The 12,930-nt window shown below is 65.4% G+C and carries 15 protein-coding genes; 3 read left to right on the top strand and 12 right to left on the bottom strand.

Annotated features, from left to right (window positions below; genetic code table 11):
• Window positions 1–65: 65 nt before the first annotated feature.
• The 7 genes from MPARV_RS0117325 to MPARV_RS0117295 all read right to left on the bottom strand — a co-directional run bounded on the left by MPARV_RS0117325 (window position 66) and on the right by MPARV_RS0117295 (window position 6,832).
• Complete coding sequence (locus MPARV_RS0117325) at window positions 66–1,550, bottom strand: L-serine ammonia-lyase (protein WP_012228547.1); 1,485 nt, start codon at window positions 1,548–1,550, stop codon at window positions 66–68.
• 4 nt (window positions 1,551–1,554) lie between these two features.
• The gene (locus MPARV_RS0117320; protein ID WP_020379162.1) at window positions 1,555–2,208 is read right to left on the bottom strand and encodes a TVP38/TMEM64 family protein; all 654 of its coding nucleotides are present in this window, start codon (window positions 2,206–2,208) and stop codon (window positions 1,555–1,557) included.
• Window positions 2,209–2,230: 22 nt separating this feature from the next.
• A complete protein-coding gene (locus MPARV_RS0117315) occupies window positions 2,231–3,511 on the bottom strand; it encodes an acyl-CoA dehydrogenase family protein (protein WP_012228544.1) in 1,281 nt (426 codons plus the stop codon).
• Between the two features lie 79 nt (window positions 3,512–3,590).
• Entirely contained in the window at window positions 3,591–4,004 is a 414-nt protein-coding gene (locus tag MPARV_RS0117310) for a VOC family protein (RefSeq protein WP_012228543.1), read from the bottom strand.
• A gap of 75 nt (window positions 4,005–4,079) precedes the next feature.
• Entirely contained in the window at window positions 4,080–4,790 is a 711-nt protein-coding gene (locus MPARV_RS23055) for a cupredoxin domain-containing protein (RefSeq protein ID WP_020379161.1), read from the bottom strand.
• Window positions 4,787–5,683 carry an iron uptake transporter permease EfeU gene (gene efeU / locus MPARV_RS0117300; RefSeq protein ID WP_034394128.1) on the bottom strand — a complete coding sequence of 299 codons (897 nt, stop codon included), beginning with the start codon at window positions 5,681–5,683 and terminating at the stop codon, window positions 4,787–4,789. Before efeU ends, MPARV_RS23055 begins: the two co-directional genes overlap by 4 nt.
• A gap of 117 nt (window positions 5,684–5,800) precedes the next feature.
• Window positions 5,801–6,832 (bottom strand): NADP-dependent oxidoreductase, encoded by a 1,032-nt coding sequence (locus MPARV_RS0117295; protein WP_031279058.1) that lies wholly within the window; start codon window positions 6,830–6,832, stop codon window positions 5,801–5,803.
• A 135-nt stretch (window positions 6,833–6,967) separates the two neighbouring features.
• Between MPARV_RS0117295 and MPARV_RS0117290 the strand changes: the two genes are divergently transcribed.
• Window positions 6,968–7,642 (top strand): GAP family protein, encoded by a 675-nt coding sequence (locus MPARV_RS0117290; RefSeq protein ID WP_012228539.1) that lies wholly within the window; start codon window positions 6,968–6,970, stop codon window positions 7,640–7,642.
• 44 nt (window positions 7,643–7,686) lie between these two features.
• Here the strand turns inward: MPARV_RS0117290 and MPARV_RS0117285 are convergent, their stop codons facing one another.
• Entirely contained in the window at window positions 7,687–8,952 is a 1,266-nt protein-coding gene (locus MPARV_RS0117285; protein ID WP_012228538.1) for an NAD(P)/FAD-dependent oxidoreductase, read from the bottom strand.
• A 102-nt stretch (window positions 8,953–9,054) separates the two neighbouring features.
• Window positions 9,055–9,576 carry a cupin domain-containing protein gene (locus MPARV_RS0117280; protein WP_012228536.1) on the bottom strand — a complete coding sequence of 174 codons (522 nt, stop codon included), beginning with the start codon at window positions 9,574–9,576 and terminating at the stop codon, window positions 9,055–9,057.
• A gap of 77 nt (window positions 9,577–9,653) precedes the next feature.
• On the opposite strand from MPARV_RS0117280, the gene MPARV_RS0117275 reads away from it, so the two are divergent.
• On the top strand, window positions 9,654–10,202 hold the full coding sequence (locus tag MPARV_RS0117275) for a DUF427 domain-containing protein (protein WP_020379159.1): 549 nt from the start codon (window positions 9,654–9,656) through the stop codon (window positions 10,200–10,202).
• A 48-nt stretch (window positions 10,203–10,250) separates the two neighbouring features.
• Window positions 10,251–11,369 (top strand): DUF2855 family protein, encoded by a 1,119-nt coding sequence (locus tag MPARV_RS0117270; RefSeq protein ID WP_020379158.1) that lies wholly within the window; start codon window positions 10,251–10,253, stop codon window positions 11,367–11,369.
• Between the two features lie 396 nt (window positions 11,370–11,765).
• On the opposite strand, the gene MPARV_RS24980 is transcribed toward MPARV_RS0117270, so the two are convergent.
• The 3 genes from MPARV_RS24980 to MPARV_RS24975 all read right to left on the bottom strand — a co-directional run bounded on the left by MPARV_RS24980 (window position 11,766) and on the right by MPARV_RS24975 (window position 12,851).
• Entirely contained in the window at window positions 11,766–11,930 is a 165-nt protein-coding gene (locus tag MPARV_RS24980) for a hypothetical protein (protein WP_020379156.1), read from the bottom strand.
• A 76-nt stretch (window positions 11,931–12,006) separates the two neighbouring features.
• Complete coding sequence (locus MPARV_RS23920) at window positions 12,007–12,450, bottom strand: peptidoglycan-binding domain-containing protein (protein WP_012228529.1); 444 nt, start codon at window positions 12,448–12,450, stop codon at window positions 12,007–12,009.
• A 185-nt stretch (window positions 12,451–12,635) separates the two neighbouring features.
• Window positions 12,636–12,851 carry a hypothetical protein gene (locus MPARV_RS24975; RefSeq protein ID WP_157789707.1) on the bottom strand — a complete coding sequence of 72 codons (216 nt, stop codon included), beginning with the start codon at window positions 12,849–12,851 and terminating at the stop codon, window positions 12,636–12,638.
• Window positions 12,852–12,930 lie beyond the last annotated feature (79 nt).

Below are 12,930 nucleotides of genomic sequence, written 5' to 3'. Positions count from 1 at the left end.
CTGTCGCTGGACATCCGACGGAGTGTAGGAGCCCCCGAAGGGCACCTTGGGTCCGTCATCGGCCTTCAGCACTCCGGCACGCGCACCGACACGTTGACCGCCAGCCCACCCTGCGAGGTCTCCTTGAATCGATCCGACATCGACTCGGCGGTATCGCGCATCGTGTTGATCACCTCGTCGAGCGTCACACGGGCAAGCGCCGGGTCGCTCGCCAGCGCCAGCTCGGCGGCGTTGATCGCCTTGACCGCCCCCATGGTGTTTCGCTCGATGCACGGCACTTGAACCAGTCCGCTCACGGGATCGCAGGTCATGCCCAGGTGGTGCTCCATGGCGATCTCGGCCGCCATTAACGCCTGATCCATCGTGCCCCCCATCACCTCGCTGAGGGCGGCTGCGGCCATGGCACTGGAGACCCCGACCTCGGCCATGCACCCGCCCATCGCCGCCGAGATGGTGGCGCCCTTCTTGAACAGGGTGCCCACCTCTCCGGCCACCAGCAGGAAGCTGCGGACGACGGCCGGGGCGTCGTCGTGGGACGGCGGTTCGTCGGACAGGCACAGCAGGTACAGCAGCACTGCGGGGATCACTCCGGCGGCGCCGTTGGTGGGTGCGGTGACCACCCGTCCAAGGTTGGCGTTCTCCTCGTTGACCGCCATGGCGAACGTGCTGATCCATTGCAGCTTCTGTCCGAAGTCGGGCTGGGAGGCTCGGATCGCCGCCATCCAGGCCTCGGGCGAGTCGCCCGACCTGGCGTTGGATCCGTCGCCCAGCAGCCGCCGCGCCAGCGGCGCGGCACGCCGGTGGACACCAAGATCACCGGGCAGGGTTCCGTCGGTATGGCAGCCCCGGTGGGCGGCTGTGAGCATCACCTGCCAGATGCGATCGAGACCCTCGCCGACCTCCTCCGGCGAGCGCCAAGCAGCCTCGTTGGAGGCCACCACGTCGGCGATGCAGCAATCCAGCCTGTGGCAATGGGAGCGAAGATCGGCGGGCACCTGGGTTGGATACGGCAGTGTGGGTCGGCCGGCCGTCGACCCCGGACGTGTGAGTTCCTGGCCGACCAACTCATCTTCACGCACCACGAACCCGCCACCAACCGAGAAGTAGACCGACGACAGGCTTCGGGTACCAACGGTGGCTGTGCAGCGCATGGCGTTGGCATGGCCCGGTAGCCGCCTGTCCCGATGAAACACGATGTCGGACTGTGGGTCGAATGCGATCGGCACCGTGGCGCCCGGCAGGAGCAACAGCTGTTGTAGGCCAAGCGCCTGGACGATTTTGGCGATGGCCTCGACGTCGACCGTCTCCGGGTCGTGGCCCAGGAGGGCCAGGCTGATCGCCTGGTCGGTGGCGTGTCCCTTGCCGGTCAGCGCCAGCGATCCGTAGAGGTCCACCCGAACGTGGTCGACCGGCCCGAGCCCCCCGGCGCCACCGAGGTCGGTGCCAAGCTCCCTGAGCCAACGTTGGATGGCCCGCCACGGCCCCAGGGTGTGCGAGCTGGACGGTCCAACCCCGATCTTCAACATGTCGAACACGCTGAGCACTTCCATGCCGTCAGCCAACCACGTCGGCGGCCCGACGGTTTCGCAGCCGACGCACCACCAACGGGGCAATGGCGCCGGCGGCACCGATCGCCACCACCTGAACGATCGGCGGCAGGTCCAGCAACTCCCCTACGATCCCGCCACCGGCGACCACCGCAATCACCACGCCGGGGATGATGCCGATGGCCGTTCCGATGAGGAAACGGAGGTTGGAAAGCCTGGTGACGCCGAGCAGCCAGTCGGCCGGTGGCAGCTGGCCGAAGACGAGCCGCAACCCAATGACCGGCATGATCCCGCCGTCTGCGAGCCGGTCATCGAAGACGTGCATGCGCGGTGGGATGCGCGCCTTGACCCAATCGCGTGCAAACCAGCGGGCGAAGCTGAAGCCGAGATAGCTCGACCCCATGTTGCCGACCCACGACACGGCGATGGCCACGGGTGAGGGCCACACGATGCCTGCCGGCACCATGTAGACAAAGCCGGGCACTCCAAACGGCTGGGTCACCCACATGACGACCACGAAGACGATCGGCCCGATCGGGCCGGTCTCGGTCAGCAGCCGAGCGACGTTGCCGTCGTCGAGTACCCAGCCCAACCCTCCGAAGGCGACGAACGACAGCGCAGCTAAGCCAACGGCCAGCAGCGCTCCGATCTTGGAGTTCATGCGCCCCGGGGGGCCACGGGCCTCACCCCTTCGTGGCCAGGTACTTGGCGTAGGCATCGGCCCTGTCGCGCAGCTCCGGGTCGGCTGCGAACATCGGCTCGAAGCGCTCGCGGGCGGCGGCCCGCTTGGCCGGGAGGTACTCGGTGGGCCAGAACCCCTCGTGGGGTCGGTAGCCCTTCAACACGTTGCGGGCCACCGTGGCCTTGTGCACCTCGTCGACCCCGTCGGCGATGCCCATCGTCGGGGCCGATGCGTACATCGCCTGCAGCGGGGTGAGGTTGGTGGTGCCCAGCGAGCCGAGAATGTGCAGCGCATTAAACGACACCTCCCGAAGCACCTTGGCCATCGTGAACTTCACCGCTGCGATATCGGTGCGGGCCTCCTGGGTGCTGGTGTTGTCGATCTTCCAGGCGGTCTCCAACACGAACAGCCGCAGCATCCTGATCGACGCGTAGCTGTCGGCGATCTTCTCCTGCACCATCTGGTGATCGCCGATGATCTTGCCGTGCGACTCCCGGCTGAGCGCCCGTTCGCACATCATGTCGAATGCCAGCGTGCACTGACTGATCGTGCGCATCGCATGGTGGATTCGGCCGCCACCCAAACGGCGCTGGGCCAGCACCTTGGCGCCGTCCTCCGGGCCGAGCAGGTGGTCGGCGGGTACCCGAACGTCGGTGTAGACGATGTGGTTGTGGTTGCGGGGCTCCGGCATGATCTCGACGCCCGGCGTCTTCCGGGGCACGACGAACATGCCGTTGGTGCACATGACGAACAACAGGTCGGCCACCCGCCCGGCGCTGGTGAACCACTTCTCGCCGTTGATCACCCACTCGTCGCCGTCCTTGACCGCGTGGGTGGTGAACAGGTTGGGGTCCGATCCGCCCTGGGGCTCGGTCATCGAATACGCCGACCACAGTTCCTGGTTGAGCATCGGCGTCAGCCAGCGCTCCTTCTGGTCGTCGGTGCCGTAGGCGGCGAGCATCTCCATGTTGCCCGTGTCGGGGGCGCCGGCACCGAAGATCTGCGGTGCCGACCCGTAGCGGCCGAGGATCTCGTTCAACAGGCCCAGCTTGAGCTGGCCAAAGCCGGGCCCGCCCAGGTCCTCGTCGAGGAACAGTGCCCACAGGCCCTGCTCCTTCACCTGATCCTGCAGGTCCTTCACCAGGGCCTTCAGCTTTGGGTCCTTCGAGCGCACCGCGTAGGGAAACACCAGGTCGAGCGGCTCCACCTGCTCCCGGCAGAACCGCTCCACCCAGTCCAGCTTCTTCTGAAACTCCGGTTCGGTCGAAAAATCCCAAGCCATGTCGCTGCGCCCCCGTTCCTGATCGTGGCTGCGTTGCCGGGGCGATCCTACGGCCGATCGATTCGCTCGTGGCCGGGGGCTACTCCTCGGCGGCCTCGCCGTTGACCATCCATGGGGTACCGAAGCGGTCGACCGTCACCCCGAATCGGGGCGCCCAGAAGGTCTCCCCCATCGGCATCTCAACCTTGCCCCCGTCGGCCAACGCCTCAAAGACCCGCTCGGCCAGATCCAGATCCGTGGTGGTGAAGTTGACGTACATGTATTGCATGGCGTCGAAGTTGTCGATGTCGAACACGTCGGAAGCCATCAACAGGTGGTTCTCGAACTTGAGGGCCGCGTTCATGACCAGGTCCGCCATACCCTCTGGAACCGGCTCGGCGCCGGGCGCGTCCGACATGGCCACGATCGACAGCTCGCCGCCGAAGATCTCCTGGTAGGCGGTAAAGGCCTCGCGGCAGTTGCCGCCGAAGTTGAGGTAGGGAGTGAAGGACATCGTGTGCTCCTGAGCGTTGCGGTCCTGGTTGGTTACCCATCACGACGGCTTGGGCAGCCCAAACTCATCGGTCGATCAGGCCGGCGCCACCGTGAAGGTGCCGGTCATTCCGAGCATCGAGTGCTTCTTCCCTGTCTTTGGATCGATCAGGATGCACTGGTAGGTGTACTTGCCAGGTGCCCCGAAGGTCATCGTCGCACCGCCGGTGTCGCCAGGTTCGGTGGCGCCCACCTCCCCGATCGGCTCACCGGTGGAGTCCAACACCTCGAACTCGTGGGGTTCGGTGCCGCTGTTGGTCATCTCGAAGCGGATCGTTTGGCCCGACTTGATCGATGACAGGTCCAGGTCCTCGTAGGTGAAGTCCACCGCATCGAAGGTGACGGTCCGTTCGGGTTTGGCCTGCGCCGTGCCTCCGTCGCCCGTGACGGTGAAGTCGGCACTGATGCCCTTGCCCTTCATGCCGGGCTTGCAATTGACCTCGTAATCGCCTGCCACCAGATCGACCGTCAGGGTGCGGGAGGTGCCGGTGGTGACGTTTTCCACCTCGCCCACCACGTCGCCGTTGTCCTTCAGTACGTAGAGCTCGGAGACGTCCTTGCCGTTGTTCGTGAACTCAAAGTCGATCTTGCCGGCCTCGATCACGTCGCGGTCAAGCGTGCAGGCGTCGTCGGTGCCCGTCACCGCGGTGGCACTGTCGGCCGTGCCTCCGGAGCACGCGGCGAGGCCGGCGATGGGAAGCAGGAGCGCCAGTGCCATGGTGGCGGCGCGTTGGGGCAGTGGGTTCACGAGTGTCCTCCGGCGGGCACGGTGGTCGGGGGGGTGAGCGTTGGAGCAGCCGTCGCGGTGTGCTCCCCGGGCGCAGATGAAGTTGATCCCGTATCTGATGCAGGCAGGGGCCGTAGAAACAGCACCATGGTGGGCACCAGGTAGGCGACGTAGGTGATGACCTCCAGCACGGTCATCTGCGGGCCGACGTTGAAGATGCCCTTGAGGAGGGTGCCGTACCAGCTGGTGATGTCCCAGCCGTTGATGTCCCAGGCAAGCGTGTTAAGGCCCGGGAGGATGGCGGCCTCCTGGAGGTCATGGACGCCGTAGGCCAGGACACCGGCCGCGATCACGATCAGACCGGCGCCGGTGACCTTGAAGAAGGTGGCCAGGTTCAGGTTCACCGCACCCCGGTAGAGCAGGAAACCGATGCCCACAGCGGTTGCGATGCCCAGCACGGCGCCCAGCGCCGGGCCGATTCCCGAGCCTTGAGCTTGAAGCGTCGGGTACAAAAACAACGCCGTCTCCAGCCCCTCGCGGCCCACGGCCAGCAGGGCAGCAAGAAACACCCCCGAGGCGCCAAGCTTGAGTGCGGCCTCCATCTTGTGGGTCAGGTCGCCCTTGATCGTGCGGGATGCCCGCTTCATCCAGAACACCATCCAGGTGACAAATCCGACGGCCACGATCGACAGGATGCCGCCGAACGCCTCCTGGGCCTCAAAACTCATGTTCGCCGAGGTGAAGTGCAAGACGGCGCCGAAACCGAACGACACCGCGATGGCCACCCCGACGCCGGCCCACAGCGCGGGGATTCGATCACGGTGGTCGCCCCGAACCAGGAAGGTCAGCAGGATGCTCACCACCAGGGCGGCCTCGAGACCCTCGCGAAGCCCGGTGAGGAAGGTTTGAAACACGCGCTGCGCCTCCAACTGGTCTACTGCCGGATTGCACATGAGGCGTACGCCCGGCTCGTTGCAAGGTCAGCCTAACTGCGCGTTTGGTGGTGGCTGCAACACGGCACTCGGCCTGGCTCAGGGCCTCAGGAACGTCTTCCCGATGTTGGTGCCCTCGAACAAGGCGTTCAGCGCCGGAATCGCCTGGTCGAGACCGTCGAACACGTGGCTGCGAAAGGTGAGCTTCCCGGCGTCGAACAGGCGGCGAAGCTCGGCGTTGGCCTCGTCGAAACGCCCCCAATTGTCCAGCGTGTTGAAGCCCGCCATGCTGGCCCGCATCGCCAGCAGTTTTACGTAGTTTGAAGGTCCCGGGTGCTCCCCGCTGACGTAACTGGAGATGACGCCGCACAGTGCCACTCGGGCGTGCATGGCCAGCCGGCCCAGGACCGCGTCGAGGATGGGCCCGCCCACGTTGTCGAAGTACACGTCCACGCGGTCCGGGCAATGCTCTCGCAGCGCCGCCCTCAGGTCGGTGGTGCGATAATTGATGCACGAGTCGAAGCCGAAGTCGTCGGTGACCACGGCGCACTTCTCGTCCGACCCGGCGATGCCCACCACCCGGGCACCGGCTGCTTTGGCCAACTGGCCGGCGATCGAGCCCGTGGCACCGGCGGCTGCGCTGACCACCACGGTTTCCCCGGCTTTGGGCCTGCCGATGTCATACATCCCGAAGTACGCCGTTGCGCCGGTGGATCCGAAGAGCGCCAGCAGCGCCTCTTGGTCCACACCTGCGGTGCCGGCACTCACCCGGCCCATCACCGTGGTGTACACATCGTCGCGCGAGATCGAGTAGGCGCTGAATCCACCCAGCGTGGTGACCACGTCGCCCACCTCGTAGGCGTCGCAGCGGGTGGCCACAACCTCCCCCACCGTCGCAGCACGCACCACTTCACCGACCTGCACCGGCGGCAGGTACCCCGGTTGATCGTCCAGCCAGGTGCGCGCGGCTGCGTCGATACCCACCAGGGTTGTCTTCACCAGCGCCTCGCCTCCGACGAGTTCCGGCAACTCGGTTTCGATCAATTCGATGTCGCCATCAGCCACCAGACCCTTCGGCCGGCTGCGGAGCACCCCCTGACGATTCTTCTGTGACATCGGCCCCCCAGGCATCGTGGCGAGTGTAGCGACCGTGTTTCCTTTGGAGCGTTGCAACCAAACCGGTTGCCTCAAGCTGACGTCTCCGGCAACGGTCCGGGATCCGGCTACCATCTGCGAGATGAGACAGGATGAATTGGCTGCCGTCCTATGATCCAAGTGATCGGCGACCTGCTGCCGTCCGCGCTTGGAGTGGCGCTCAGCCCGGTTCCGATTATTGCGGTCATCCTGATGTTGGGCACTCCCAAGGCCCGAGCCACCGGGTCGGCTTTTGCAGTTGGTTGGATTGCCGGGCTCGTCATCGCCTCCACCATCGTTCTGGTCGCCACCTCCGGCGCCTCCGATTCGACCAGCGCAACCGCCACCGGCGTGAACTGGTTCCAGGTTGCGATTGGCGCACTCTTTCTGCTGTTGGCCTTGAAACAGTGGCGCGACCGTCCCGCACCAGGTGAGGAGGCAGAGATGCCGGCGTGGATGGCCAGTATCGACACTTTCTCCGTCGGTAAGTCGCTTGGACTCGGCGCGTTGCTGTCAGGGGTGAACCCGAAGAACCTGGCGCTCACCGCCGCTGCGGCGGCCAGCATTTCTCAGGCCGGGCTTGGAGGCACCGACAGCGCCATCGCCGTGGCGGTGTTTGTGATCATCGGTTCACTCACGGTGGCCGGACCGGTGGTGTTCTATCTGGTGGCGAGCAAACGGGCCGCCGGGCCGCTTGCGTCGATCAAGGACTTCATGTCCGTTCACAACCCGGCGATCATGATGATCCTGTTGCTCGTGCTGGGCGTCAAACTCCTCGGACAGGGTCTTGGGGCACTCGGCGGGTAGCCGGTGACGGCCTGAATCCGAGGATCAAACCGACCAGGTCGGGCTCAGCCGAGGCCGGCCCGCACCGCGTCGGCACAGCGCCGTCCGGAGAAGAGCGCCCCTTGAATGGATGCGGTGTCGCGGTGGTCGCCGCAGACGAACATGCCATCACCCAGCGAAACCGCCTGTTTTGGTGCGAACGGTGGCTGCTGCTTGGGCTGACCGTGGGCGATCGCATCGGTTCGCAAGTGGCTCCACGAGTCAACCGTCGGGCCCCAGATACCCCGCAACTGTTTCCTGACCGCTGGTTCCAGGTTGGCGTCGTCCACCCCCGGACAAGCGGCGGCGATCAGTGCGGAGTCCGCAGGGCCGTACTCCGGTGCAACGTTGGTCATGACGGCGATGTTGAGCGCCGGGCCCTGGCCGGTCCCATCCACGACGATGTAGCGGTCGGTGATCGGTGGTGTCGGAGCGCCGAACCACACGCACGATGCCGACTTCGATCCGACGGTCGCCAGTCCGAGAAGTTTGGCGGCGCCAGGACCCTCGGCGGCGATGACCACCCGGTCGGCTGTGAGGGTCCGACCGTCGGCGAGCGCCACCTCGCCTGGGCGCACGGCCCCCACCCGGGCGTTCAGCCGCACGGTACCGTTGGGTAACCGGCCCGCGAGTTGGTCGGGGATCGCCTGCATTCCGCCTGCGGGAACGGCTGCGGCGCCGGCGAACAGGCTCTTCAACACGACGTCGAACATCCGCCTGCTGGTCGCCAACGCCGGATCGAGTTGGATGCCACCAACGAAGGGCCGGAAGAAGCCGTCGATCATGGCCTGGCTGAAGCCATCGTTCTTCAGGGCTTCCAGCGTCGACAGGTCCTCCTGACGCAGGAGCGCCGGGGCCGAGGTGCGTCCAAGCCGGATCCGTTGCCGCAGCAGTCGAACCTTGTCGGTGATCGAACCAACCGGTGCGAGGCCGGTCTTCAGGAGGGTGCGAGGTCGCCGCGTCGGGTCGCCCACAAGGTGCATCTTCGTGCCGTTCCACACCAGCGCCCCCGGCTCGAAGCGCCTCAGGTCGAGCGCGTTCACATCAAACTGCTTCCCCAGTTCGGGGTAGGCGGTTAAGAGCACCTGGAACCCGCGATCGAGCCGGTAGCCCTTGACCAGGTCGCTGCGCACCCGTCCGCCCACGCCGTCGGTCGCCTCGAGCACGACGACGTCCCTGCCGGCGTCGTTGAGGCGACGGGCCGCCGCCAGGCCGGCGAGCCCGGCGCCGATGACAGCAACCTCGGTGTGTTCAGGAAGGGGACGATCGACCTGCTGAGCGGGCTCCGCCATGGCGGTCCTTTCCGTGCCGGATGATCCAGCACCCGCAGCAGACTGCCACGGTGGGCTGCAACGACCAAGGTTGGTCGGCGGCGCGCCGGGTGGATCCGTTGATCAGTCGGGGGCCGAGGTTGTGGTCACCGGTTCGGCGAGCTTCATACCGTCCTTGGTCAGCAACGCGGCGATGATGACCAGTTCCTTCGACGACCGATTCTCACCGAAGTGCACCATGTTGTCCTGTTCGATCACGGCGTCGCCCACCTCAAGGGTGATGGTGGTCGGGCCCGTTTCGGGCTCGTCGGTGGTGCTTCCGGCCCGTCGCACCAGTGCCGTGCCGGATTCGATCGTGTAGGTGAGCGTGCCGGACTCGATTCGGGCCATCTGCACGCCCGGGTGCACGTGTGGAACCAGCTTGGCGCCTGGTGCGATCGTGTAGCGCACCAGGGAGAGCTTGCGTCCCTCCGCTCCCGGCGGGTCGACGAGGTCGGCGTACACCTCGGACCGAACCGCGGCGGTCGTGGTGGTTGGGCCGGTTGCGGAGGTCGGTGCGGCCGCACCCGGGTTGTCTGAACTGCATCCGGAGGCCCCCAGCACCCCGATGACGATGGCGGCGAGGAGGGCATGGAAACTTTTCATGACATCAACCTAATAGGTGGCCATTACCCAGGTGGGCAGCGGCCGGGCTGAGCGCACACGTGGGTACCCTGTCCCACATGTCCACCGAACCGCCCGCCTGGCTCCAGCAGGCGCGAGCCCACTGGCAACATCGCGGCAACCAACGGCCGCCGTTTGCCGACGAGCCCGGGCCCAACCAGGAATCGGTCTGGGACTATCCGCGTCCGCCGGCGGTGGTACCCGATGGCCGGTCCATCGAGGTCACCCACGGCGAACGGTTGATTGCCCGCTCGACAACCTCGGTTCGCGTGCTCGAAACGTCTCATCCTCCGGCCTTCTATGTGCCGCCCGACGCGGTGGTGCCGGGTCGCCTCGTGCTGACGAACGGGTCGTCGCATTGTGAGTGGAAGGGGGCCGCCGAGTACCTGGCGGTTGAGGGCACCGTCGAGCCGGTCGCCTGGCGCTACCCCACCCCGTATCCGGAGTTCAGCGACCACGCCGGTTGGGTGTCGTTCTACCCGGGACGAGTGGATTGCACCGTGAACGACGAGCCGGTACGCCCTCAGGCCGGAGGCTTTTACGGCGGCTGGATCACCGATGATGTGGTCGGCCCGTTCAAGGGCGAGCCAGGCACCTCGGGCTGGTAAGCACTTCTACCGACGCAACGCAACAGCAACTCACACGAAGGACCACATATGACATTCAGTACCGATGCGCTGGAGGTCAACCGGCGCGACACGTCCTTGACCCGCATGCAGGTCGACCAGCTTTGTGATGAGGACGAACTTGGCGACGGAACGGTGCGGATGCGGGTGGACCGCCTGGCCATCACCGCCAACACGGTGACCTACGCCGAGATGGGCGACGTGTTCGGCTATTGGGACTTCTACCCCACCGGCGACGACGCCTGGGGCCGGGTTCCAGCGATGGGCTGGGCCGACGTGGTGGCCTCGGCACATCCGGACGTCGAGGTCGGTGGGCGCTACTACGGCTGGTTCCCCATGGTGGGATCCGTCGACCTGGCCGTCCATCCCACCGGGCAAGGTCTTCGCGACGACGGCGCACACCGCGCCGCCCATGCGTCGGTGTATCGCACGTTTGTGGACAGCCGCACCGATCCGTCGGGACCCACGGCCTTCGACGACGCCGCACGCCGAGGCGACCTTGAGGACCGACACGCCCTCCTCCGAGGCCTCTTCATGACCGGGTTCCTCATCGATGCATTCTTCGACTCCAACAACTGGTTCGGGGCTCGGCGGGCCATTGTCATGTCGGCATCTTCGAAGACCGCCATTGCATTTGCGGACTGTGCCGCCCAGCGGGGCCTTGATGCCTTGATCGGCGTGACCTCGCCGGGCAACGTCGACTTCGTGCGTGGGCTGGGTCGATACAGCGACGTCGTCAGCTATGACGACATCGGATCGATTGCCACCGGTTCGGCGGTGTCGGTGGACATGGCGGGCGACGGTCCCGCCATCGGCGCACTGCATGCCAGGCTGGGCGATTCGTTGGCCCATTCCATGATCGTCGGGCGTACCCACCACGACACCCCACCGGCTCGACCCGAGCATGGCCCCACCCCCGAGGTGTTCTTTGCTCCAACGGCGATGAGCCAACTCGCCGAGGGTGGCACCGACGCCTTGGAGCTTCAAGAACGCTCGATCGTTGCGCTCGGCGCGTTTGTTGAAGGCTCAGGCGACTGGCTCCACGTCCAGCGCACCACTGGAGCGCATGCCGCAGCGGCAACCTGGGCCGAGGTCCATGCCGGCGCCGTATCGCCCGACACCGGACGGATCGTTTCGTTGCATCGGTGAGGGCGAGCATGCCGGCGGCACCGCGGATGTGAACCTGGCAGCGAGCAACGCGCCGTTGGGACCGGCACCAGGATCGTCGATGGTCAGGGTGACGATGCCGTCGGCATCACGATCCCAGTTGATGATGCCGCCCATGGTCAGTCGCCCTCGGGCCGCATGTCTTCGTCCTCGGCGAGGACGGTCATCCCGTTCATGTCCCTCGTAAGGCATTTCCAGGAATACGAGGGGCACGCGACGGCCCGATCGCCCACCCGATCGGGCCGTGGTGAAGGCGATCAACGCGTCGACCACGAGGTGCCCGGGATCGTCCAGCCGGTGGACGTCGACTGTTAGCCCGGGCGTGTCGCCATCGAGCACGGCCTCGATGAGAGGCGCTGGGGTGAGCACCCAGGTCGCTTAATCCATCCAGATCAGCATCGTGCGCAGGTCGGGAGCGCTGAAGATCCTCGGTGCTACCGAACGGAAGCTGCCAAGCGGCAAGTTTGGTCCAACCCCGAACAGTTCGTCGTCGGTCTCAGCCAAGACGCTGCGGGTCAGATCAGACAACTGGTTCAGCGTCATCGTTGACGCTGCTTCGTCTTGTCGGATTGTCGCCTGCCTCTTCAGTACAGGAAACACTACCCACCTAGAGGCCCGGTCAGCTCCAGAGGGCGGCCCACGTCTCTTGACCGACAATTCCATCGACGGTTAGGGGCCACCAGTCCTGGAACTCCTTGACAGCGCTTTCGGTTTGCGGACCGAATTTACCGTCGACCACGCCGGGATCAAAGGGTGGGTAGGCGAAGTCCTTCAAGATTTCCTGAAGGAGCCGTACTGCGTTTCCTGTGGACTTTTTCTTGATCACCGGCGGAGTCAGCCTCGACCAGGTTGCTGGTCCAACGATTCCGTCAACCTTTAATGGATAGGAGAGCGCCCAGTACTGGCCAGAGGATCGGTACGTTTGATAGTCGATGACGGCGTTACGTGTCAATGATCCGAAGATCCCGTCAACTGTCAACCATGCGCCGCGGTTATTGAGAGCCTTTTGCGCATTCTTGACGGCAGGGCCTTTGGAGCCAATTTTGATGATTGGGTCAGCCATTGGATTCGCCTTTCCAGCATTCTTGGTGTTCCGTGTTCACATTGGGTGAACTGCATCGTCCAGTATGGACCCCACGAATCTGATGTCAACCTTGTAGACTTCAGCACAGCGACTTCGTTGTGCTGCCAATCAGGCGAACGTTGTGCTGGGAAGGTCGGTGGTGTCGCCGTCGATGGCATCGCAGATCATCGCTTGCGACGTCCACCGGATCCAGCCCTTTCGACATCTTGGGCGTCCGACCTTCGATGGGACGGTCCGCCAATCCGGTCTCGGTGTGCGGCGGCCATGCCGGGAAGGTTCTGTTCCGCGATCACGCCTGGGATGTTTACGATGACCCCTCCCTGGGTGAGCGCGCCGAGGGCAGCTTTGGCGAGGAGGATCGGGAGGAAGGTGTTGGTCATGAGAGCTCCTCCATCGTGTCGACGGAGCGGTCCTCAAACGGGCCGAAGGCGCTCCGGTCCGCGACACGGTCGGCGACGC

The sequence above is a fragment of the Candidatus Microthrix parvicella Bio17-1 genome (genome assembly GCF_000299415.1).
GTDB classification, from domain to species: Bacteria; Actinomycetota; Acidimicrobiia; order Acidimicrobiales; family Microtrichaceae; genus Microthrix; species Microthrix parvicella.
Note: the sequence above shows the minus strand (reverse complement) of the source record. Positions and strands in the feature narration are given on the sequence as shown.

Excerpts from the sequence above, each read along its gene's own strand:
- MPARV_RS0117325 (WP_012228547.1), bottom strand. The coding sequence starts at position 1,550 with ATGGAAGTGCTCAGCGTGTTCGACATGTTGAAGATCGGGGTTGGACCG.
- MPARV_RS0117320 (WP_020379162.1), bottom strand. The coding sequence starts at position 2,208 with ATGAACTCCAAGATCGGAGCGCTGCTGGCCGTTGGCTTAGCTGCGCTG.
- MPARV_RS0117315 (WP_012228544.1), bottom strand. The coding sequence starts at position 3,511 with ATGGCTTGGGATTTTTCGACCGAACCGGAGTTTCAGAAGAAGCTGGAC.
- MPARV_RS0117310 (WP_012228543.1), bottom strand. The coding sequence starts at position 4,004 with ATGTCCTTCACTCCCTACCTCAACTTCGGCGGCAACTGCCGCGAGGCC.
- MPARV_RS0117295 (WP_031279058.1), bottom strand. The coding sequence starts at position 6,832 with ATGCCTGGGGGGCCGATGTCACAGAAGAATCGTCAGGGGGTGCTCCGC.
- MPARV_RS0117290 (WP_012228539.1), top strand. The coding sequence starts at position 6,968 with ATGATCCAAGTGATCGGCGACCTGCTGCCGTCCGCGCTTGGAGTGGCG.
- MPARV_RS0117285 (WP_012228538.1), bottom strand. The coding sequence starts at position 8,952 with ATGGCGGAGCCCGCTCAGCAGGTCGATCGTCCCCTTCCTGAACACACC.
- MPARV_RS0117280 (WP_012228536.1), bottom strand. The coding sequence starts at position 9,576 with ATGAAAAGTTTCCATGCCCTCCTCGCCGCCATCGTCATCGGGGTGCTG.
- MPARV_RS0117275 (WP_020379159.1), top strand. The coding sequence starts at position 9,654 with ATGTCCACCGAACCGCCCGCCTGGCTCCAGCAGGCGCGAGCCCACTGG.
- MPARV_RS0117270 (WP_020379158.1), top strand. The coding sequence starts at position 10,251 with ATGACATTCAGTACCGATGCGCTGGAGGTCAACCGGCGCGACACGTCC.
- MPARV_RS24980 (WP_020379156.1), bottom strand. The coding sequence starts at position 11,930 with ATGACGCTGAACCAGTTGTCTGATCTGACCCGCAGCGTCTTGGCTGAG.
- MPARV_RS23920 (WP_012228529.1), bottom strand. The coding sequence starts at position 12,450 with ATGGCTGACCCAATCATCAAAATTGGCTCCAAAGGCCCTGCCGTCAAG.
- MPARV_RS24975 (WP_157789707.1), bottom strand. The coding sequence starts at position 12,851 with ATGACCAACACCTTCCTCCCGATCCTCCTCGCCAAAGCTGCCCTCGGC.